Source organism: Candidatus Cloacimonadota bacterium, assembly GCA_016932035.1.
Taxonomy (GTDB): domain Bacteria; phylum Cloacimonadota; class Cloacimonadia; order JGIOTU-2; family JGIOTU-2; genus Celaenobacter.
The window spans coordinates 1-23,468 of sequence record JAFGDR010000037.1 but is presented as its reverse complement, the minus strand read 5'-3'; the positions used below and the strand labels follow the sequence as shown (position 1 = coordinate 23,468).

At 39.6% G+C, this 23,468-nt stretch carries 22 protein-coding genes; 4 read left to right on the top strand and 18 right to left on the bottom strand.

The features are described 5' to 3' along the window. Positions 1-19 precede the first annotated feature (19 nt). From JW794_06870 to mtnA, 3 genes are read right to left on the bottom strand one after another with little or no spacing between them, the layout of a single operon-like run. Positions 20-1,273, bottom strand: coding sequence for a 3-isopropylmalate dehydratase large subunit (locus JW794_06870; GenBank protein MBN2017828.1), 1,254 nt, complete (start codon positions 1,271-1,273; stop codon positions 20-22). After that, positions 1,274-1,888, bottom strand: coding sequence for a class II aldolase/adducin family protein (locus JW794_06865; GenBank protein ID MBN2017827.1), 615 nt, complete (start codon positions 1,886-1,888; stop codon positions 1,274-1,276). Further along, a complete protein-coding gene (mtnA, locus tag JW794_06860) occupies positions 1,888-2,901 on the bottom strand; it encodes an S-methyl-5-thioribose-1-phosphate isomerase (protein ID MBN2017826.1) in 1,014 nt (337 codons plus the stop codon). The genes JW794_06865 and mtnA overlap by 1 nt, the downstream gene beginning before the upstream one ends. A gap of 74 nt (positions 2,902-2,975) precedes the next feature. Here mtnA and JW794_06855 point away from each other — a divergent pair, with 74 nt between their 5' ends. Then, a complete protein-coding gene (locus JW794_06855; GenBank protein MBN2017825.1) occupies positions 2,976-3,530 on the top strand; it encodes a nitroreductase family protein in 555 nt (184 codons plus the stop codon). A 674-nt stretch (positions 3,531-4,204) separates the two neighbouring features. Here the strand turns inward: JW794_06855 and JW794_06850 are convergent. From JW794_06850 to JW794_06840, 3 genes are all read right to left on the bottom strand, one after another. Further along, entirely contained in the window at positions 4,205-5,227 is a 1,023-nt protein-coding gene (locus tag JW794_06850) for a hypothetical protein (GenBank protein MBN2017824.1), read from the bottom strand. A 104-nt stretch (positions 5,228-5,331) separates the two neighbouring features. Then, entirely contained in the window at positions 5,332-5,688 is a 357-nt protein-coding gene (locus JW794_06845; GenBank protein ID MBN2017823.1) for a hypothetical protein, read from the bottom strand. 13 nt (positions 5,689-5,701) lie between these two features. Beyond that, positions 5,702-6,451: a sulfite exporter TauE/SafE family protein gene (locus tag JW794_06840; protein ID MBN2017822.1), complete on the bottom strand. Its 750-nt coding sequence runs from the start codon at positions 6,449-6,451 to the stop codon at positions 5,702-5,704. A 125-nt stretch (positions 6,452-6,576) separates the two neighbouring features. Here JW794_06840 and JW794_06835 point away from each other — a divergent pair, with 125 nt between their 5' ends. From JW794_06835 to JW794_06825, 3 genes are all read left to right on the top strand, one after another. Then, on the top strand, positions 6,577-6,969 hold the full coding sequence (locus tag JW794_06835) for a hypothetical protein (protein MBN2017821.1): 393 nt from the start codon (positions 6,577-6,579) through the stop codon (positions 6,967-6,969). A gap of 80 nt (positions 6,970-7,049) precedes the next feature. Continuing rightward, on the top strand, positions 7,050-8,111 hold the full coding sequence (gene rsgA, locus JW794_06830) for a ribosome small subunit-dependent GTPase A (protein MBN2017820.1): 1,062 nt from the start codon (positions 7,050-7,052) through the stop codon (positions 8,109-8,111). A 757-nt stretch (positions 8,112-8,868) separates the two neighbouring features. Then, positions 8,869-9,174: a hypothetical protein gene (locus JW794_06825; GenBank protein ID MBN2017819.1), complete on the top strand. Its 306-nt coding sequence runs from the start codon at positions 8,869-8,871 to the stop codon at positions 9,172-9,174. Positions 9,175-9,354: 180 nt separating this feature from the next. On the opposite strand, the gene JW794_06820 is transcribed toward JW794_06825, so the two are convergent. From JW794_06820 to JW794_06765, 12 genes are read right to left on the bottom strand one after another with little or no spacing between them, the layout of a single operon-like run. After that, entirely contained in the window at positions 9,355-10,701 is a 1,347-nt protein-coding gene (locus tag JW794_06820; GenBank protein MBN2017818.1) for a glutathionylspermidine synthase family protein, read from the bottom strand. Between the two features lie 52 nt (positions 10,702-10,753). Continuing rightward, on the bottom strand, positions 10,754-12,067 hold the full coding sequence (locus tag JW794_06815) for a hypothetical protein (protein MBN2017817.1): 1,314 nt from the start codon (positions 12,065-12,067) through the stop codon (positions 10,754-10,756). Continuing rightward, positions 12,064-14,190 carry a S9 family peptidase gene (locus JW794_06810; GenBank protein MBN2017816.1) on the bottom strand — a complete coding sequence of 709 codons (2,127 nt, stop codon included), beginning with the start codon at positions 14,188-14,190 and terminating at the stop codon, positions 12,064-12,066. Before JW794_06810 ends, JW794_06815 begins: the two co-directional genes overlap by 4 nt. After that, entirely contained in the window at positions 14,191-16,311 is a 2,121-nt protein-coding gene (locus tag JW794_06805) for a S9 family peptidase (GenBank protein MBN2017815.1), read from the bottom strand. 38 nt (positions 16,312-16,349) lie between these two features. Then, on the bottom strand, positions 16,350-17,420 hold the full coding sequence (locus tag JW794_06800; protein MBN2017814.1) for a right-handed parallel beta-helix repeat-containing protein: 1,071 nt from the start codon (positions 17,418-17,420) through the stop codon (positions 16,350-16,352). Between the two features lie 32 nt (positions 17,421-17,452). Beyond that, complete coding sequence (locus JW794_06795; GenBank protein MBN2017813.1) at positions 17,453-18,049, bottom strand: hypothetical protein; 597 nt, start codon at positions 18,047-18,049, stop codon at positions 17,453-17,455. A 12-nt stretch (positions 18,050-18,061) separates the two neighbouring features. Continuing rightward, positions 18,062-18,523 (bottom strand): redoxin domain-containing protein, encoded by a 462-nt coding sequence (locus tag JW794_06790; GenBank protein ID MBN2017812.1) that lies wholly within the window; start codon positions 18,521-18,523, stop codon positions 18,062-18,064. 7 nt (positions 18,524-18,530) lie between these two features. After that, complete coding sequence (locus JW794_06785; GenBank protein MBN2017811.1) at positions 18,531-19,097, bottom strand: nitroreductase family protein; 567 nt, start codon at positions 19,095-19,097, stop codon at positions 18,531-18,533. 2 nt (positions 19,098-19,099) lie between these two features. Beyond that, positions 19,100-19,561 (bottom strand): ferritin family protein, encoded by a 462-nt coding sequence (locus tag JW794_06780; GenBank protein ID MBN2017810.1) that lies wholly within the window; start codon positions 19,559-19,561, stop codon positions 19,100-19,102. Between the two features lie 12 nt (positions 19,562-19,573). Then, positions 19,574-21,595 (bottom strand): urocanate hydratase, encoded by a 2,022-nt coding sequence (locus JW794_06775; GenBank protein MBN2017809.1) that lies wholly within the window; start codon positions 21,593-21,595, stop codon positions 19,574-19,576. A gap of 15 nt (positions 21,596-21,610) precedes the next feature. Then, positions 21,611-22,324: a hypothetical protein gene (locus JW794_06770; GenBank protein ID MBN2017808.1), complete on the bottom strand. Its 714-nt coding sequence runs from the start codon at positions 22,322-22,324 to the stop codon at positions 21,611-21,613. Continuing rightward, positions 22,325-23,140 (bottom strand): glutamate racemase, encoded by an 816-nt coding sequence (locus tag JW794_06765; protein ID MBN2017807.1) that lies wholly within the window; start codon positions 23,138-23,140, stop codon positions 22,325-22,327. It abuts the gene before it with no gap. Positions 23,141-23,468 lie beyond the last annotated feature (328 nt).

Genomic DNA, 23,468 nt, shown 5'->3' with positions numbered 1-23,468 from the left:
CATTATTATTTTATGTCCACTAAATCTTTCTCGGATCCGTGATCACACCTTTCAATGCGGAAGCTGCAACTGTTTCTGGGGATGCTAGATAGATCTCAGCAGTCTTGTTCCCCATACGTCCTTTGAAATTCCTGTTAGCTGTGGAAATCGTTACCTCTCCGTCTGCCATGACACCTTGATGCGCTCCAAGACACGGTCCGCAGCCGGAAGGAAGAATAACTGCACCTGCTCTGTTCAGGATACCAAGTGTTCCGTCTTCAGTTGCTTGCTGATAGACCTCTCTTGAAGCAGGGAGAATGAGCAAGCGCGTTGAAGGATGAACAGTTCTACCATTTAAAATTGCTGCCGCAGCATGAAGGTCTTCCAATCTGCCATTTGTACATGTGCCAATAAAACATTGATCAACTTTGATGCCTTCAGCTTCAGAAATATCTTTCACATTATCGACGGTGTGCGGGAATGCAACCTGCGGAGTTACCTTATCCAATCTGTAGAGATATTCATTTTCATAAACTGCATCATCATCAGCCCAGATCGGATCATAACTATCTACTTTGTGCTCATGCAGCCATTGCTTTGTCAGTTCATCAACAGGGAACACTCCATTTTTTGCTCCCATCTCGACAGCCATATTCGAGATCGTCATTCGATCAGAAATATCAAGATTTTGTAAACCTGTTCCATGATACTCGACGGATTTGTAGTTCGCTCCGTCAGCACCGAGATCACCAATAATTTTCAAGATTAGATCTTTGGCAGAAACTCGCTGCTGGAATTTCCCTTCTAATACGATTTTATAGGACGCTGGTATCTTGAACCATGTTTCACCTGTGATCCAGATTCCTGCTGCTTCTGTTCTATCTATGCCTGTGGAAAACGCGCCGAATGCGCCGTATGTGCATGTGTGGCTGTCACTTCCCACAATGATACTTCCCGGTTTTGCCAGTCCTACTTCGGGAAGAACCTGATGACAAATACCTCTTCCAATATCATAAAAATGCCTTATCCCCTGTTCTTTTACGAACTCGCGTATCTCTTTATGATTATTTGCCGTTTTCGCATTTGCCGCCGGTATCACATGATCGAGAACGATCACGATGCGATCAGGGTATTTGACCTTAATATCTTTTTTGACCTGATCCAGCTTCTTTATGATCGCTGCTGAATTATCATGTGTTAATATATAATCGGGTTCTGTGAATATGATCTCACCTTCTTGTAATGATCTTCCAGTTTTTCTTTCGAAAACATTTTGAATAAACGTCTTACTCATCTAAACTCCTGCGAAGTTTTGAATTTTTTGAAGTACCTTAATTACTAAAATCCCTGCCTGTTGGCAAGTTTTTCCAAAACTTAAAAAACCATGATCTTTCATGATCAAGAACTGCTCATTTTCACCCATCTCTGCACAGACCGATTCGACTAATTCTCGTGTCCCGTAAGGAAACCATTGACGAGTCGATTTCAGCCCTAATGCACCGCATTGCTTCAATATTTCCTGATTGTGACCATGAAAGATGACGTGCACATCTTCTCTTTTTTGATAGATACTGCCATGAAGCATGGTTTCTGATGATGGATCTTTTATCCCAATTGCCCGGATGAGTTTCCTCTCAATATCAACATCCAGAATCTCGACAAAATCATCTGACGAAAGTTGCCCAAGATTCGAACCAGCTGCAGTAATCAGAAAGCTGTTACCAACACGCATACTCAGATTTCCTGCTGAACTTATCTTATGTGGATCATCCGGATTTGGATAAGTCGGAATGCATCCTTTATCAGCCAAGATGCTGCCCCATTTAGTCAGTTCATCACAAACTGAAAATTCGGGTACTAGCCCTTGAATAAAGATTACATCAAATTTGATTCCCGTGTATTGTTCCATTATAGTAAAGAATGTATCTCTTCCGGTTTTCGAATACCTTTCTCGGTAATGATGCCTGTTATATAACGAGCTGGAGTAACGTCGAATGCCGGATTGAATGCGTCGCTTTCAGCATTTGCTATCAATTCTTTTCCTGTATTCTTCACTTCATCGGCAGAGCGCTCCTCGATTGGAATATCCGAACCGCAACTACATGCAAAATCCATCGTTGAACACGGTGCAATTACGTAAAAGGGTACATGATTTTCTTTTGCGAGGACTGCTTTTTCATACGTGCCGATCTTATTCGCTACATCGCCATTGCATGCGATTCTATCCGCTCCCACAAACATGATATCGATCTTTTTTTGCTGCATATAAAAACCTGCTGCATTATCTGCTATTATTGCATGAGGAATACCTGCCTGTGAGAGTTCCCACGCTGTTAACTGCGCTCCCTGGAGTCGAGGACGTGTCTCATCGGCATAAACAAAAATATTCTTTCCTTGTTCGTGTGCAATGTAGATCGGTGCAAGAGCACTGCCCCACCCCTGGATAGCCAGCTTTCCTGCGTTGCAATGGGTAAGAATGCCATATCCATCTTTGATCAATTCAGCTCCGAGTTCACCCATTATTCGGGAGTGCCTTTCATCTTCGTGAAGAATATCATCAGCAGTCTGAAAAGCAACGTGAACAGGATTCTTTGAATTTATAGCTTTTTCGTAAACTCTTCTTGTTGCATAAAAAAGATTCTGAGCTGTTGGTCTTGCTGATTCTATATATATCTTGGCTTTTTCTAACTTTTTACGTGTCGAATATTCTGCAAATGCCTGTGCCATTGCATATCCTGCAGCCACACCAATGGTGCCTGCACCCCGCAAAAGCATATCTTTGATTGCATTTGCTGTATCGATATATGATCGTAATTCAACAATCTCAAATTGGAAAGGTAATTTTGTCTGATCTATAATCAAGACGCTCTGCCCTTCTCGCCAGATGGCTGTCCAATCATTGTGTGAAATTTTATCTATCATGATTAACGCAGACAAATATACAGAAAAAACTTGTCAAAGATTGCAGCGTGAATTCCTCAGAATCAGGAGAAAACATGAACGTATTTGAAGCTATAGAAACGAGAAAAAGCATTCGCAGTTATGACCCCCGTGAGCTGGAAGAGGAACAACTCATGAGGATTCTTGAAGCAGGACGGCTAGCACCCTCGTGGCAAAACAAGCAGTGCTGGCAGTTTGTGGTTGTTGAAGATAAAGACACCATTGGAAAACTCGCACTCAAATCAGGTTTGATCAGCAAAGCAAATTTTTTTATCAAGGATGCCCCTGTTGTAATTGTTGCATGCGCTGATCCGAAAGCCAGCGGTCACCTCAACGGTCAGGATTACTACCTGGTCGATGTGGCGATTGCATTCCAGCAGATGATGCTCGCTGCGTGGGAAATGAATATCGGCACCTGTTGGCTTGGTGCATTTAATGAAAATAAAGTTCAGGAAATTCTAGGCATTCCGGAAAAGATCAAAGTCGTAGGATTGAGTCCTTTCGGCTATCCGAAAGAAAAAGATAGCTTGTATGCTAAAGCAATTAAGACCTTTGCAGGAAGCAAGAAAAGGAAGGATTTAGAGAAGATTGTTCATTGGGAAAAATGGTAGATTAGAAAACAGAATATAGAAGCTGGGAATCAGAATTCAGAATGTGCTATATAGTAAAATATTTCTAACAAAAAAAATAATTTTTTTTGACATCCCACTAATTTTTATTATATTTCTTTGTTTTCAAGAGACAAATATTTTTTTATTAACAAGCTGAAAAGTTACTAATCAGCATTATAAATTCCAGATAAGGAGACTGACATGAAAGGCTGCAGCGAAAAAAAAAGTAACACCAAGGTGAGTGCAAAGAAAGATGTTAAACCCGTTCAGAGCACTCAGCCTAAGACTGCTACAAAGCAAGTTAAAAAAACAAAAAAAGCTAAATAGCATTGATTTCTGCATAATTTAGAATTGTAATTCCGGGCAAGTCGAGGATTCATGTTCGATTTGCCCGGGATTGCTTTATGGAAAAGATAGTATACAGATTAGCACGGATATGATTGATATTAGCAGATAAAAAATCTAAGAAGCTGTATTACAGCGTTCACAGGAATGACAGTGTATTTTTCATTGTGTCAGGGAATGATCCCCGTCACCTTCATACATGAAAGCGATAATGTGCATTACCGCATTTTTTGAATACTCTATTTCAATTTGTTCTAACATTTCCTATGTTTGCCAGATCGAAATGTGATGAAGCCGGGCATCCTCTGTGGTGTTACTCAGCTTTATATTCAATCCGTGGCTTCAATCTTTTCTAATGCTTTCTCAATCTCAGCAATTGCTTTCTTCTCCAATGGTAGAGCTTCTTTCAATCTCCTGATCTCTTCTTCTCTCATCTCATCGGACCATGTCTGGTTTTTTTTCAACATCCACGGATATGGCACGAAATCAGTAAAACATCCTTGTTCATCCAATAACTTCTCGGTTACCATTTGTTCATACAGATCAGCAGCGTTGAGTAATGGAGTTTCTACCTCTTCATAAAAACCTTGTGCAATACCTCGAAGATAGTTTGCCGCTTGAAGCCGATACGCAACAAGGCATTCATAGATCCATGCATTCCCGAGTGTATCATCATCTTTGATCAGTTCATTATTATTATTTAGTTTTTCAAGATAGTTGATATATTCATCCCATGCGCGGAATCCAAGCCAGTACTCTTCTGCATCCTCCTGATGAGCCATTTCAACTGCCTGCTTCAGTGAATTAATTGCAAGCTCAATTTTTGATGGCACACTATCTTTTCGTGCTGTATAGATTGCAACCCCCCACGGTACTTGTGTTTCAAGAAGCAACTGCTTCCCATTTTGATAAAGCGGATAATAGCATAGCCACTCATCACCTTCTTTTTGATAACCAACTATTACTCCGTCTTCGATCGAGCCATATTGTACTGGAACTCCTCTATCGATGCTTTCAACAACCGCTTTTCGCATCTCTGCAACTTTCTCAGCATCCTCTGGTTTTGGCTGATAGAGCACAAATTCCCATGGGCTTGCATTATTCGATCCTTTTAAACATTGATAACCACAGCACGAATGGGGTGAACTTGGACAAAGCGCTTCCTTAAAAACCTGCATTCGGAATGCCAAACCTGATGAACCGAGCAAATATTCATAACTAACCTCTTCTCCAAGTGCTTCCAGTATCTTAGCCTGGGCTCCGTGAACAGAACTTGCATATTCCTCAAAACTGAATCCTTCGATCCCTTCTAACATCACCTTATCATTTTCATGAATGACTATTGTTTTCATAGCTGTTTCCTCTCCATAACTAATGGAAATTGTAAACATAATCATTACGACACAATATAATGTGAAGTATTTTTTCATTATTAACTCCCTTGTGGAGATTTGATTTAATCTTTATCCTTAATTCTCACACACCTGCAGAATCCATGATAGATCATGCAGACTCCGCCGAATATCGATATCAAACCCCAGAATAACGGACGGATAAAAACATAGAGAATCGAAGCACCCGTATAAGGCAGCAGGTAGATGCCCCACGCCACGAGAATACACCCGATAACGATGAACATGTGCCCGAGTATAATTGTTACTTTTCTTCCTTCTGTAAAGCCGGTCGCCATCAGTGAAATACCGATAATAAGAGGAAAGATGCCGGGCATCACCTTGAGAATGATCAACATCGCCAAGCCCATGAGCGTCAGTAATACACCGAGTATGAATCCGATTGGTCGTTTAATTTTCATGTTACTCCTTGATCTATATTCCAAGTAATGTAAATATTCCAAATAATTTCAGACACGCAATGATAACAGCAACTGTGATGACTACCTTAACAAATCCAGCGCCCTTTTTCACTGCAGCTCGAACACCGATAAAAGCTCCGATCATGTTCCCTGCAGCAAGCAGCAGACCATAACCCCAGATGATCTTTCCAGATACCGCAAACACAATAACTGCAAAGAACGTATAGCACATCACGATAAAGACTTTTACTGCATTAGCTCGTACAAGATTGAAATTCTCAACGAGGTTTAATGTGGCAAGAAAAATAAACCCGACTCCCGCCTGGATGAATCCGCCATACAATCCAACACAGAAAAAGATGACAATTTCAAGCCATTTTGGAATGCTCTTTCTTTCTGCAGCTACTTTTTTCTTAGGACGGAAGATGAGCACAAGCACGAGTATCAAAACAACACCGAGTACTTTATCAAAAACATGTGAATTGAGTTTTACAGCAAAAAGTGAACCGATAACAGCTCCAACGATCGCTGCAATGGTGATATGAACAACCGGTTTGACATCCAACTCTTTATACTTTGCAAAACGAACTGAGCCAACCACATTCTGAAGCAGGATCGCTACTCGGTTAGTAGCATTTGCTATTGGTGAAGGTAGCTCGAGTAGTATCAGCACTGGCAGCGTAAGGGTTGATCCCCCACCTGCAAGGGTGTTCATAAAACCGGCTGCAACACCGGCAAGAAAAAGAATGATATAAAGAAGCATATTTTTTTCTCAAACAATGATGTTTGATGTGTGAAAATTCTCCTCTCACTGGCAAGATTTTTGTAAAATAATTGACAGTTTGTTCCATATTCAAGAGTTAATTATGTCTAAAAAAGAGAACAAATATGCTATTAAGAACAATGGTCATCTGGTTACTTCTCATGGTACTCGCAATCGGTAATGCTGCATTCCGTACTATGATTATCACACCATGGATTGGAGAACAAATTGAACATATCATGAGTACAATCATCCTCTGTATAATAATATTTCTTGTCTCATGGTTTTTTCTATTATGGATCAATCCGATCTCTGCAAGGAATGCTCTTTGTATCGGTTTAGTTTGGTTTATTATGACGATTGCTTTCGAATTTATCGCTGGTCATTTCCTTTTTGGGAACTCTTGGGGTAAATTGTTTGCTGATTATAACATTTTTAAGGGCCGTATCTGGATATTTGTTCTTCTGACAAACCTACTATCTCCCAGAATTGTATTCGCATTACGACAAATCAAATAGCTGAAAGCTGCTTTTCTCGCGTTAGAATTGATGTCTTTATTTGACAAAAAAGACAGCTCTCTCCCCATCGAAACATGAAAATAACATTAGAAGATCTCGGTTACAATAAGAAGTTCGAACAACATAGGATTGAATACAAACTCGATAATTTTGAGATTGGACGAGTTGCTGCACAGCACAAAGAACATTACACTGTCAAGACGGCAAAGGGTGACTTTGATGCTGAAATAACCGGGAATTTGCGATATTCAGCCCAAAGTCGTGAAGATCTTCCTGTCGTTGGTGACTGGGTAGCACTGACAATCTATGATGATGGTTTTGCAACTATTTATACAATACTTCCACGATTTTCAACACTCACCAGGCAGGCGGTTGGACGAACGAGTAAATTACAGATCATTGCAGCAAATGTTGATTATGCATTCTTAGTACAATCCGTTGATAGGGATTTCAACATAAACAGACTCGAACGTTACCTGACTATTTGTCACTCATCACATATACACCCAATGATTATCTTAACAAAAACCGATCTCATATCTGAGCAAAGGGTTGCTGAACTTGCGGAAAGGATTAAACAACGAATAAATGATACTCCGGTCTTAGCGGTCAGTAACGAGACGAAAGAAGGATACGAAGCGCTGAAAAATATTTTAGAACAGGGAAAGACATATTGTATGCTTGGTTCTTCCGGTGTGGGTAAATCCACCTTGTTAAATAATCTTTCCGGACATGCAGTCATGCAAACCGATGCAATTAGCAAAAGCTCAAGCAAAGGCAGGCATATTACAAGCCATAGGGAATTATTAGTACTCGAAACTGGAGGGATACTCATCGATAATCCGGGAATGCGTGAAATCGGAATAACAGATAATGAAAGTGGTTTCGAAACAACCTTCGATACAATCATTAATCTTAATCAATACTGTAAATTCAATGATTGTTCGCACACGAATGAGAAAGGATGTGCGGTTCTCGAAGCCCTTGAAAATGGAGAATTAGACCAGGAAACGTACAAGAATTTCATGAAATTGGAAAAGGAAAAAAACCGGCTTGAAACGTCAATTGCTGAAAGAAGAAAAAAGGAAAAGAAATTTGGGAAAAGATTGAAAGATTATAAGAAGAATAAATATAAAAAATAGGTGATACTGTATTCAACTTATATCAGGGGTGGTTCCTGTATTGGTAACTCACCACAGAGAACACAGGGGACACAGAGTTTTTTTTTACATTGAACGTATTTGTTTGTTTCGCTAGAATAATATTAATCAATGGCACAGTTTTTGTGTAATTATTGACAATATTCATGTGAAATATTAACAACTTGATTAGTGATTTAAAATAAATTAATTGGGATGTATGTTATGAAACATCAAAATTCTAATACATTAAAAAATCATATTAGCGATCAGTTTATAAGGATTATTATAATAATTAAAGATATATATAATCAATTAATTATTTATCGCAAATTTAGTGAAATAATAACAGTATGATGGATTTAATATGAAGAATATAACACAAAAAATTGGTTTCTCCTCCTCTTTGCTAGCAGCTTTATCATTCATGATATTCACAATCTGTTTTATGGTTATTGCATTTACACAAGATGTGTCAACTTGGTCAAATTTAAATGACTATTTGATAGGAATAAGAAATAACAACCAAATTTATAAATACATTGCTCAGATATGTTCCATCATTTTCGGTGTGTGCTATCTTGTTATAATAAATTGTTTTAGTGAAATCGTAAAAACAAAAAGGCACATACTTCAAAAATTGAGTGTCTCTTTTGCTATTATATTTACAACTTTGATTGGCATAAATTACTTCCTCCAAATAACTGCAGTTCAATTCAAACTTCAAAATGGGATAACGGATGATATAGCCAATTGGATCATGTTCAATCCACAATCGATAAGTTTATCCATTGCAATGCTTGGTTGGACATTCATGTTTGGATTATCTTCAATCTTTGCCGTATTCATATTTGAAGGAAAGGGTATTTATAGAACGATTAGAATCCTTTTCTTACTCAATGGAATTTTCTGCCTTCTTGGCGGCATAGGATTCGTTTTACAAAACAGTGGTTTGGTCAATTTAACGATCAACATGGGAATGGGTGGAACCATGACGGTATTGACAATCGTATTGAGCATATTCTTTTGGAAAGAAGGAATAAAAACCCAACAATCAAACGTATAAGTCATACCTCTGGGAAAAGACACTTAAGATATAACCATTAACATTTATCATAAACTTTTTAATTAAAATGTACTTCTCGCATCTTGTCATTTTCCCTATTCTCCTTTACGTGTTTCTTTTCTATTTCCCCTGTGCGCTCTCTGCGTTCTTTTAACTTTGCGTTCTCCGCGTGAAACTCCCTTACCCCATCTCCCTTACATACAAATTCGGCATAATCTTGCAGCCCGTGGCACTTGCAATGACATTCGATTTCCCTGCACGGGTGTACAATCCGGAAAATCTTCCATTATATACGAATAGCCCATTAATATATTTATACGGTTCAAGCACTGGTTCACCATTGTAAAATTCCACACAATCGAGCTGTGGGGGTTCGACGAATTCCTGCACGATATACTCATCATGGTCGGTTAACGAATGCACAATCTGTACCCACTCATCAGGAGAGTGATCCCTGCCGATATACACACCCTTTGCCGCATATCTGTCCATCGGCTTTAAGATAAGCTGATCTTTATCCTTTACCACACGATCTTTGGCTTCGGGATCGGAAAACTCCTTTGTATATGGGACATGTTTAATAATATATTCTCGTTCCTGCTCTGTGAGAAAACCTGTCGCTTCTTCATTATGCAGTATGGAAAAGATGAACTTATTATGAATGATATGAGACCTGAAAGGACCAATCATACAGACATTACCGTCAGCATATGCCGTGAGCAGGTCCTTCACCTCATCAGCACGCTGGCATATCTCGAACGTGAGTGATCGTCGATAGACAAGCTGGATAGGAATATCATTGTAAAAAAGGGTTCGTCCATTGTATTTCAACTCCCTCGGATCGCAGATAACGGTTGTGCAACCACGCTGAGAGAGAATCTGTTGAAAGACCTTGAACTCCTCGATCGTTGCCACACCTTCCCAATCCATGATCGCAATGGTGGGATGCATATCCTTTGTATGAGAAAACTCTTGATAGATACCGAGTAGTTGTTCGATCCATGTATGAAAAAGTTCAAAATAACTGATGCGGTAGCTTTTCTGGAGTACTTTTAATATTTTTGCTGACAATACTGCTTTTTCAACAGGATTTGATTCATTCATACCCGATGTGCCGTCTGTGTTTATCTCGCAGAATTTGTAATTATCAACATCATCATACGAATAAAACAGGTCGTACCGAGCCATGGGGAACGGCATGGAGTAACCGGGATATAACAGAATCAGTTCCTCCATAAGTGTAGAGAATTTAAAAAATTTCCTGAAAACAGGATTGGAAAGATACTCAGCAGTAACTTTCATCAAAATTCTCGAGAAGGTGTGCACTATGTTGTCAAATCTCGCGATATCGTCCGGTATAAAAAACAGCGGCTGGTAATGACAGGCAATCGGCTCGCCTTTATATACTGCTGTTGAATGAGCGACTGCGTCTTTGACAAGTTGATAATCCTCGAAATATTGTTCAGGATGTTCAATAACTTCCCTGGTGAATTGACTGTAAATGGGTAAAATTGATTTCTTATTCATTTTTACAAAATTTCTCTGTTCTCTCTGTGTTCTCTGTGGTAAATTACTTATATTAATTAAATAATTGATTATTTACAATACTATCTTTTATCGCTTCCTTGAGTGAAGCACCATCGTTGAGTTTTTCATTAATCAGCGTAACGGGATTTTTTCTCATCTCAACTAATGCATAGAGTGGATCGAGGTATTTTTTTTCTTCTTCGATCAGCCCTTCTTTTGCGAGATTCACAAATTTCAGGATCGGTTCCATAACATCTTTATCACATGCTTTGGCTTTGAGACCTTTTTGAATGATCTCCTTTTGAAGTTTGAGTATCTTCTTGAACTCGAAACATCCTGTCACGGTTTCGTGGATGGTTTTAATATTTTTACAATCATAAAGCAATCCCTTGAGCAACGCGAGGTAGGCAAAATTCAATGGATACGGGATCGAATCGGCGGTTCGTATCTCAATGAATTGCTTGGTGCGGACATCAGGGAAGAACATGGTCAGGATATGCTCAAGCTCTTTATCTGTAAACTCATCTGGTTCGAAAATTGCCTTAAAAGGTTCATCTTGTGTATAACAGAGTTGTCCATCGCGCAAAAGAGTGATCGGAGGTCTGTCGAGGATATACTGTGCATAGGTCTCATATCCAAAATCTTTATCAAAAGCATGAGGTATAATTCCGCAGCGGTCATTATCGCAATGAAGCCAAACATTGGTGCGTAAAGCATGATGTCTGTATCGTTTTCCTTCAAAGATAGGACTGTTATCAGTGAGAATAGCAAGCAGAGGTGCCAGATAGCATGCAACCTGGAATTTCAGCGAAAAATCTTCTTCGTTAAGATAATCAAGGGTGAGTTGAGTGGAGGCAGTTCCCTTCATCATATTGATGGCATATTTTCCTTTTGTTCGGAGATATTCAGACATATATACGTAGCGCTGTTTTGGTATGAACGGAATATCTTCTATCTTTGAAAACGGCAGATAACCGAGTGCGATGAGAAGCTGTCCGTTATCCTTCAGCCAGGGCATAACATCCTGCAAAAAATTCATATATATTTTTTCAATATCTGCAAGTTTTGATGAATGCTGCGTGCTCAATTCGACCTGTGCTCCGGGTTCTAATGTTACTGTACTGCCGGCCTTTTCCAATCCTATCAGATTGTCCCCCTCAAAACTTCCTCGCCATCCTTTGTGCACTAAGAAGTAAAGAAAATCCCGAATACCGTTTTTACCAATCTCTTCATAGTGAACTGATGAAAGGTCTGTTCCGCGAATAATGAAATGTTCGAATTCAGCGCCGATTTTCAGGTTATCGGGAATTTTTTCCTGTTTTCGGAAATATTGTACAATGCGGTCAACCTGCCTTGAATAGTTCATTCCACTCCAAGCATACGGATTATGAACGCATACCGTTCAGCAATATCCTCATACTGTGTATATCGTCCAGAGCCACCGTAATGACCAGCCATATTCGTTTTGAGGATAAATATATTGTCATCGGTTTTCAGGTCACGCACTTTTGCGGTCCATCGAAGAGGTTGCCAGTATCGAACACGGCTGTCATGATATCCTGAAGTAAGCATCATATTGGGATAACCCTGTTTTTTTATATTCTGATACGTATCCCATGAAATGAGATAGTCAAAATACTCTTTCTTGTAGGGATTACCTAACTCGTCGTAATGATATTTTGTGCCTGAAGCAGTTGAGTCCAGAAGCACAGTCAGCTTATCCATAGAAGGAACATCTGCAACGATCACTTCAAAAAGATCGGGTCGCCAGTTTGCAACAACTCCCATAAGCATACCACCGGCACTTGCACCGAATGCTGCCAGTTTTTCGGGACTTGTGTAATTATGTTCAATAAGATATTCTGCACAGGCAATAAAATCAAGAAATGTGTTTTTCTTATATAAAAGCTTGCCGTTCTGATACCATTGCTCGCCTTTCTCTTTACCACCGCGCACATGAGCGATTGCATAGACAAATCCCCTATCGAGGAGACTGATCCGAAGTCGTGAAAAGCCGGTATTTCTGATGCTTCCATATGCACCATATGCAGTCAGATATGTTGGATTAGTGCCATCCTTGTTGAACAGGTCTTTTTTATAAACCAGTGAGATTGGGACTTTTGTTCCATCGTGGGATAGTGCATAGACCTGCTCAGCAGCATATTCATCAGGATTAAAGCCACCGATTACTTCATAACGCTTCAGAACCTTTCGTTCCTTTGTTTTCATGTTGTAGGCATATACGGATGACGGTGTTGTAAGTGATGAATATGAGAAATATAATGTATCTGTGTTGAAATCAGGAGTCCACCTGCTGTAGAAAGCATACACATCTTCAGGAAATTGTATGTAATAATCAGTGGTTTCACTAAGTACAAAAATATGCGGTTTTATCACACCATTGTGCTGTTCATATACAACTATATAATTCTCAAACACATCGTATCCATCGATATATATGGAATCGTTGTGTGGGATAAAGATCTGCCAGTGAGATGGGTCGCCTACAAATGCAGTTATAATTTTATAATTTGGAGCTTGTTCATTGGTTCTAATATAGAGTATGGAATCATTATTGGTCATGTAATACTTAACGTCGGGCTCTCTTGGTTTGAAGAGAATGAAATCTCCATCCGGCTCGTTTGCATCGATGTAACGAGCATCTGATGTCGTTCTGCTATTGGTTCCCAGAATGATATAATCGTCAGAACGCGTTCTACCAAACCAGACATAAAATGCATTATCATCTTCACGATACAAGAGTTCATCTTGAGATGGATCTGCACCCAAAACATGACGATATGCACGCTTACTCTTAAGGTTATCTTCGTTTGGAGTTACATAAAAAATCGTCTTGTTATCATTTGCCCATTCCACATCGTTCACCGGGTAAATTTCCTCAGCAAGGAGTGTATCCGCTTCGATGTCTTTTATGTACATTGTATAGCGCTCATCTCCGGTCACATCGACCGTATAAGCAATCAGTTTTTGATCTGGACTGTACTCACGCCTGCTTACAGAAAAGAAATCATGACCTTCTGCAAGCTTGTTCAAATCCAGTACGATCTGTTCGGGAGCAGAAAGCGATTTGTATTTCCGGCAATAGATCAAGTAGGGTTTTCCCTCTTCTCTTCGTGAGTAGTAATAATAATCACCCCAACGAGTCGGTGCATTGACATCCTCTTCACCGATCCTACTGATGATTTCATTGAAGATCGTATCTTTCAAAACAGTCATACCAGAAAGAATTTTGTCTGCATAGATATTCTCAGATTCGATGTACTCAACAACCATTGAATCTGTTCGTGCATCGTCGATCATCCATGCATAATCATCATTCAATTCAACACCATGAATTATCGTGGAAGTTGGAATTTTAGTTGCAACTGGTGGTTGAATGGTGGATGTTTTAATATTTTCTTGAACTGATTGAGATGCGCAGAAGCTTATTAATACTATGATCGGAACTATAATAAAAAGTTTTTTCATCTAAAATGTAATTCCAAGAATATCAAAGATGAAAGCATATTTGAGCGCAACCTGCCTGAGATATTCAAACCTTCCTGATGCTCCGCCATGACCGGAGAATTCCGTAACGAGAAGCACCACGTTATCATCTAACTTTTTATCGCGTATCTTAGCTACCCATTTTGCCGGTTCCCAGTAGTTCACCCGCGGATCATAAAAACCTCCCAATACAAGAATATTGGGATATTGCTGTTCTTTTACATTTTGATACGGGCAATAAGACATCATATAATCGAATTCTTCTTTAATAAGAGGATTGCCAAATTCGTCATAGTGCCATTCAACTGCAGATAAGGTCTTATCAAGAGAAGTATATATCACGTCCACAAAAGGCACGTTTGCGATGGCGATTTCGCTTAATTCCGGTCGCGTGTTCAGGACAGCACCAATCAGCAAGCCACCTGCACTGGCACCTTCAATAACGAGTTTATCACTGCTGGTATATTTCTGGTCAATCAGAAATTCCTCGCATGCAATGAAATCTGTGAATGTGTTTCTCTTATTCAGAACTCTTCCCTGTTCATACCATCGTTTCCCGTATTCCCCGCCACCCCGAACATGAGCTATTGCATAGATAAATCCCCTATTTAACAAAGATAACCTACCTGTCGAGAAATAGGGATCCATGCTGTCGCCATACGATCCATATGCATAGAGAAGCAGGGGATTCGATCCATCTTTCATACAAAGATCTCTTTTGTACACTAATGAAATCGGAATCGCTGTGCCATCCGGAGCTGATGCAAAAACTCTTTCTGATCTGTATTCTGATGGATCATATCCGCTGGGAATTTCTTGCTGTTTCATTATTTTCTTTTCACGGGTTATCATATCATAATCGTAGATCGTATATGGTGTAACCATGGATTCATAAGTAAATCTAAATGTTGTAGTATCATAATTAGGATTACCTGCTGGATATGCTGTATAGATTGGCTCCGGAAATTCAAGATAGTGCCCTTCCCCGGTTTTAAGATCGATGATTTTTATCTTTTCAAGGGCATCCTCCTGCTCATATACGACCATGTGGTCTTTGAATATCTCGATATCGATTGCTACGGAATCTCTGTGGGGAATAAATTCCTTCCAATGTTCTTTTCCCGGATTATCAATTGGTGCAATCATAACGTGATAATTATGAGCATTATCATTTGAGACGACATAAAATTCATCATCATGAGGGCAGATATAATATCGATGTCCTTTTTCACGTGGTTGAACGAGTGTGAATTCACCATACGGATCATCAGCACTCAGGAACCGAACTTCATATGTTGTCTCACTTCCGCTTGTCAGAATCAGGTATTCTCTATTCTTTGATTTATATATCCATACATAAAATGCATTGTCTTGTTCTGAATATATCAATTCATCATCATTCTGATCCGCTCCAAGCACATGACGATAGATCTTATCACTTCTTCCGAATGCATTCTCCTTTGCATAAAAGATAACCTTGTTATCATTAGCCCAAACAATACTATTTGCAGAATGGAGCTTATCAGATAAGAGCACACCTTTGCTTAGATCTTTTACAAACATTGTGAATTCCTCAGCGCCTGTCGTATCGATCGCATATGCAAGATACATATGATCGGGACTGATAGCAATGTCTGAGACCTCTAAATAGTCATATCCCGATGCAAGTTCATTAATATCGAGTATAGACTCCTCAACTGCATCAGGAACATTCTTTTTCCTATAGTAGATCGAGTATTCCTGGTCATCAAATGACTTCCAATAATAAAAAAAGCTGTCGACGAGAACCGGAACGGTCATATCGGTTTCTTTGATCCTGCCGAGAATTTCTTCATACAACTGATCTTGAAGTTCCAGTGTATGAGAAAGGATGCTGTCCGCATAAGCATTTTCCCGTTCAATATGTGCGATGACCTCAGGATCTGTTCTTGATTTATCCTTCATCCAATAATAATCATCGATGAGAATCGTATCATGGATAGCTGTTTCATACGGAATCTTTTGAGGAACCGGTGCTTGGGGAATATGCTGAGGGGCGGGAAGTTGTGTTGTAGCACAGGCAAGAACAAAGAGAATTATCCCAATAAGAAAAAATTTTTTCATTAAGATACCTTTACCGTTACTTTTTAGATATTGATATTTTATGGATGCCACTCATAGGCACCGAGGTCAATTTCATTATTATGAATACGTGGTTCTCCATCGAGATCACTATCCCAATATACCACCCCGGGATTACCAATATCACGACACGGGCTGGTAGATTTGAGATGGTAATCGTTGCTTGAAAGAAAATCCGGATTATCATATATGTTTTCGTGCTCGCTTGGATTGATATTGGGATACTCAGTTGGTGCACAGGTATATGAAGCGTTTAGCAGACTATCGCCTGTAACGACGAAATCATTACCGTTATTATCCCACAGGATGCAGTTTATCATCTGTGAAACAAGGTCACTGTTTACTTTTACTCCCCATTCGGTATTGGATACGATCGTATTACTTACCATTAGAGCATTTGCACTATGAAGATAAATCCCTCTTTGATTGTTCGCTATGAGATTGTTGAACAATGCCGGATAGGAGTCATCTTTTGCATAAACTGCATCGAGGGAGCTATTTTCAATATAACATAACAGAATGACAGGATCGGATTCACCATCAAGATTGAACGTGGCATAGTTATCGAAAAAGGTTGAGTTTTCAAATCGAGGATTCGCATTAAAACAATAAACCGCGCTCCATGGGCAATCATACACAAAACAGTTTTGAACGAGCGGTGCAGCTCCATTGCAGTAGAATGCCGCATTATACTCCTCTGCTTTTGTTCCCATATTTCGGATGGTAATACCGGAAATTATATCGTTTTCGTTCTGCTGGGTATTATCAAAATAGAATCCCGCACCCTTTCCGTTACCTTCGATGATCGCATAGTCCGCCTGGAATCCACGCTGATCTGTAGTTATGACAAGATGTTTATCGCCGCCATCCCACATCAGATTTGTATTATTTGTACCTGCATAAATCCCTTGAGTTAACACTAATGTATCTCCGGTAGCTGCAGCATCAATAGCGTCCTGAATATTGTCATACACCAGATCATCAATATACACCCCGGAGTTATCAGAATGTATCTCATTCGATGTCTTGTCGCAGGAAATCATAGCCATTATAAGCAAACATATCCCGCTTATTAATAAAATCTTTTTCATCATATCTCCTATTGTAAGTAATATTGATTTTGTCATATTACCGATTCGATGACGATCAAATAGCTTTCGTAATACTGGATCACACCTGTGTCGATATTCCAGCCCACGTCTGTCTCATCGATGAATACAGTTCCTTTTACTTCATGGGCTTTTGGAAACTTTGTATTGATAAGATCCTGAATAACATTCGTTCTACTTTTTGATATTTTGAGTAGATCGTCAGAAAACTGGGTTCTCATCTCTGCGAGGAGGACACCTTCTCCCATGGGCTTTTCAATCTCTGCTTCTGCTTTGACGATCACTATGAGTACTCCAGTCTTCTCGATTTTGGCTGTTTTATCCAGACTCATTCCGGAAATTTCCACATTTGTGATACTGAGTTTTAGCTCCTGTTCACCGTTCATGTCTGTTAATACGAACTGCATTCCTGCGAGTTGCTCGGCAACGTTTTTACGGGCAGTTGTCTCAGCCATATTCCGTGCCATGGATTCATTCATCGATTTTGAAAATCCATATCCAAGAACTTCTTTTTTTATTTTCTGATATGTTATGGTATGAAAATCGAACTGAGGTGTCGATGCACATCCTATCAGCATGATAAGGAGAATGCAACTGAGAATCGTTTTCATTATACCTCCACCTTACGAATGCTTGAGAAAATCAATAATTTCCTGTATATCAGGAAGTTCCGGTATATCATAGATTTTGAGGAACACAATTTTTCCTTGCTCATCAATAACGATATTTGCACGCTGAGAAAAACCTTTTTCAGCTAAAAACAGCCCGAACTTCTCAGTAACTTTTCCGTGTGGCCAGAAATCCGAAAGCAAAGGGGTGTTCCATACTTTTAACTCCTTCGCCCATGCGTGCTTGCACGGAACGGTATCGACACTGAACCCGACGGCAACAGTATTGAGTTCTTCAAAAGTATCTTTATGCTCTTCGAGAGATTTCATCTGCTGTGCACATACTTTTGTCCATGCAAGAGGATGGAAGGAAAGAAGTACTTTTTTTCCATGTTGTTCTGATAGCTTAAAATCTTTGTTATGATGATCTTTCAGCGTAAAATCCGGTGCCATATCGCCGATATTAAGTTTATTCATGTTACTCCTAATTATCTAAATCTTTGTATATGTTATGATGAACAAACAGCTCATTTGCTTTTCGTTGAGGTCGCTGTTTCTCATCTCTTTTCTGTCTCTCTGACAGATCAGGATTAAGTGTATCGGATTTCTTGCCGATGATGACCAGTGCAATGACGATATTGCCTTCCGGGATTCCGAGAATCTCTCTTACCTTCTTATGGCTGTAACCCGCAATAGGATGGGCAATAAGTCCAAGCTCAGTAGCCCGTAATATCAGATATGCTGTTGCCATGCCTGTATCGAAAAGAAAATACTCTCTGATCTTGATATTGCAATCAGATTCTTTTTTAGCAAAGACCGCAATCATCATCGATGCTTTTTGAGCCCATTCATTACCTTTTGCAAGAGATTCATGCATCTCTTTCAACTTTGGTTCATCATACACAAATACGAATTGCCATGGTTGGTTATTAAAACATGATGGAGCCAGTTTGAGTGTACTCGCCAGATCATCGACCAGCTCAGGTGTTATTTCGCATTTTTCGAGGGAACGATACGCTCTACGATTATCAGCAAGCTCCTGAAAATCCATTATTAATTTTCTCTTAATATATTCTCGTCATACTCGTCTTCAAGACGGGCTTTGTGTTGAACTTCTTCTTCTACAAGGTTGAGGAAAAGGTCTTGAATTTTTTCGTTGGGAGCGAGTTTTGCCAGTGTTTTATAAAGATTTACCGAGCTTTGTTCTCTTTCCATTGCAATGGTGAGTGCTTGCTGGTAATCCATGTCCTCTGTTGGTTTAACATCAACGAGATAATCAGCGATCTTCAAATCTACGATATGCTTTTCCGAAGGTTTGAGTTCTCCGCTCTTTTTAACACGCTTAAGATGCTCTTCGTGCCCTTTTTCCTGAAGTGCAAGCCCTTTTAACATCTCACCTATTGCCGGATTTTTCACTTTTACTGACCATTCATTATAAAAATTCTGCGCATCTATCTCTCTATCTATTGCAAATTGCAGAATATCTTCAGTTGATTCGAAATGTGTTTTTTCCATTATTACTCCTTACTAAAATTCCTTATCTACCAGTTCATCGATCAGATCTTCGTCAGGGATGAACGGCAGTGTTATATGTCCGTAATTTTTATTTCTTTTATTCCATTCAATAGAAGTCTCGACTGCATTGGGATTTCGTGCCCACGAACGTCTAGCGACACCACCCATTACATCCCAATCGAGGGCTGATTTGATAATCGCATCAATCCTTTCACTTCCATCGAGTACAAGTCCAAATCCACCGTTAAATGCTTTACCAACACCAACTCCGCCGCCGTTGCTTTCAACCACAAGTGTCATACCACGTGCTACATTGCCGGCAAAACAATGGATCGACATATCAGCGCACACATTACTTCCATCCTTGATATTCGCAGTTTCGCGAAATGGTGAATCAGTTCCGCCCGTATCGTGATGATCACGTCCAATCATGATCGGTCCGACTTCACGTTCGCGTACCAGTTCATTGAATTTGAGGGCGATCTTCACACGACCTTGTGCATCTGCATAGAGAATTCGTGCTTGCGAGCCAACAACGAGTCTGTTCTTTTCAGCATCTTTGATCCAATGGTAGTTATCACGATCCTGGGCTCTTCTTTCCGGATCGATGCATTCCATAGCGGCCATATCAGTTTTACGAAGGTCATCCGGTTTGCCGCTCAGGCATACCCAGCGATAGGGTCCGTACCCATAGTCGAAACAGATCGGTCCCATAATATCTTCGACATAGGATGGAAAGATAAAGCCGTCTTTTGTGTTCTTTCCATTCTTTGCAATATCATGAGCTCCGGCATCGAAAACTGCTTTCATAAAACTGTTGCCGTAATCCCAGAAATACGTGCCCTTTTTTGTTAGCTCTTTAATGAGTTTATACTGTGTGATGAGCGATTCATCCACTTTTTTCTTAAAAGTATCCAGATCATTCTTGATAAGCTCTCGTCCTTGTTCGAAGGTCACTCCCTGCGGTGTATAGCCACCTTCATAGACCGCATGACAAGACGTTTGATCTGAGAGAAGCTCGATCTCGATTTTGTTATCAACAAAGTACTGAAGAAGATCGACAATATTTCCATAATAACCGATGGAAACTGCTTCACCCTTTACTTTGCTTTCCTGCATCCATGAAATGACCTGCTCAAGATCATCAGAATATTTGGAAAGCCATCCCTGATCATAGCGAGTTTTTATACGGGAAAGATCAACTTCTGCGATCACGCCGACACCACCAGCGATCTCGATTGCTTTTGCCTGTGCACCGCTCATCCCACCAAGTCCCGAAGTAACAAAGATTTTTCCTTTCAAATCTTTATCTTGTGGTACATTAAGATACAATCTGCCTGCGTTCAAAAGTGTAATATACGTGCCGTGTACAATGCCTTGAGGTCCGATATACATCCAGCCGCCGGCGGTCATCTGACCATAATTAACACAGCCCATTGCAGCCGCTGTCTTAAAATCTTCAGAATTATCGAACATGCCGACCATTAAGCCGTTAGTGCTTATCACGCGGGGACTTTCTTGTCGCGACGGGAACAGCCCAAGTGGATGCCCTGAAGCAACAACAAGTGTCTGATGATCTGTCATGATCTCGAGATATTTTTTTATGAGTTGATACTGCATCCAGTTCTGGCAAACCTGACCACTTTCACCGTAAGTAACTAATTCATAAGGATAAAGCGCTACATCGAAATCGAGATTATTATCGATCATGACCTGCAGGGCTTTTCCTTCGAGAGTTTTTCCCTTATATTCATGGATTGGTTTTGCTTTGATCTCACCTTGCGGACGATACCGGTATCCATAGATACGACCGCGAGTTTTCAATTCGTGAAGGAACTCGGGGGCAAGCTTCTCGTGTAATTCTTCAGGAATATAGCGTAAGGCATTTTTAAGAGCTGTTTTGATCTCATTCTTCGTCAGATTCAAACCTCGATCCGGTGCTCTCCTGATACCTTCCTTGAAAACAGGATTGGCCGGTAGTTCGTATGATAACTTTATTGTCATCGCATCTGAGATGTCAGCATTTATCTTCATGAGACTCCTTGTGTATTAATATATAAAATTCGTAACAAATGTCTTATGAATTTCTTCAAAATAATGTCCATGTTTTTCTGCGGGGAAATTTTGTGCTGTAATCTTTTTTAATGATGAAGAAACAACATATACCTCTTTTTTGAGATAATGAGCTAACAAAACGGCTTGCAATGTGCCGACCTTATTGATAAAAATCTTCTCGGTGATCGCATCAGCACCGATGAGCATAAAATCAGCTTCCGGTAATATTGATGATAATTCAGCGTCTTCAATAAGAAGAGAACTCACGCCTTGTTCCTGCAAGTCTATTGAAAATGCCTTTCCTTCACCAAGTGGAAGAGAATGGCAACATATGACTTCTGAGATCATATCTTTGTAATGAAGAATAACTTCTTCGACTGCTGTGCTTCTGCTGAACGTAACAATTTTCTTTGGTTTATCAAATAAGTATGATGAATTCTTAATGTAGGTTTTATTGTTCAGCAAGTCATCAAATTCTTTGATCTTATCAGCAGTTATTCCATCTGAGAAATGCTCTTTCAGTTTTATAATTGCAGCCATCTCAGAGAATCGTTCCACTGCTTTTTCCAGAAAATTCATGATGCGTGCATCGTTGTTTCCGCTTTCAAAAAGATGGTATATAATCTCGAGTGCACTTGCAGCTAATGCCTGCGAGCCGGAGCTACGATCTTGCAAGAATTCCTGTATTTGTTTATCCAGTATATCCATTTATACCTCGTAATTATCGGCAACCCAGGCATCGGTGAAAAACACTTTTTTAATATTGTAAAGTTCTTCGCCTACTATCTGCCTTCCGATAATATTGAATTTCTCAGGATTATCACTTACATAAAAATCATACTGAGCATCACGAGTCTCTTTATCATTACCATATCGTGACATAAGCTCTTCAGCAATCGAATCTGCGGAATCGACAAGTGTGATTGAATCTCCGACAACATCTCGTATTACATGTTTCAGAACAGGATAGTGCGTGCATCCCATGATGATCGTATCGAGATCATTTTCCAGAAAATCATCAAGATATTCATGTATGATCTCCTTTGTTACGTTATGATCAATCCAGTTTTCTTCGACAAGCGGAACCAATAGTGGCGTAGCTTTGCTGAACACAGTGCAGAATGGATCTATTGACTTCAACGCCTTCTCATAGGATCCGCTCTTGATCGTACCTTCAGTTCCAATAACGCCGATGCGTTTATTCTCTGTTGCCTGCAGCGCTTTCTTAGCACCAGGATCGATCACACCGATTATGGGAATATCGCTGCGCTTTGTTAACTCGTCGATTGCATATGCAGAGGATGTATTACATGCTACAACGAGAAGTTCTATTTTTTGTTGTAGAAGAAAGATCATATTTTGGAGAGAATATTGTATGATCGTTCGCTGGGATTTTGAACCATAAGGCACACGTGCAGTATCGCCAAAATAGACGATGTCCTGATGAGGTAATGCTCTTTTAATTGAGTGGAAAACAGTCAGTCCTCCAACACCCGAATCGAAAATACCAATTGGATTATTCATATATGTGATACCCCAATATTACGTTTGCATGTCAAGTTTTTGGAAATTAGTTTGTGACCAAGTTATTGATTATAGCAACTATTCTTAATCCTCAAGTGCGAAACTTTTATCAATGCTCGATATCCTTTTCAAGATTACAATTATGTAAGCAGGCTCCAATATTTTCTTGACGCCCATATGATCGATTTCATTCTTTCCAAAGTTTATTGTTACCTGGTAATATAGCACTTAAAATAATGAAATGTGATAATATAATTAATTGAAAAAATTATATAATATTTTGAGGTTCTAAGATGAATAACATGAAAAGTATTTGTTCGATCATCCT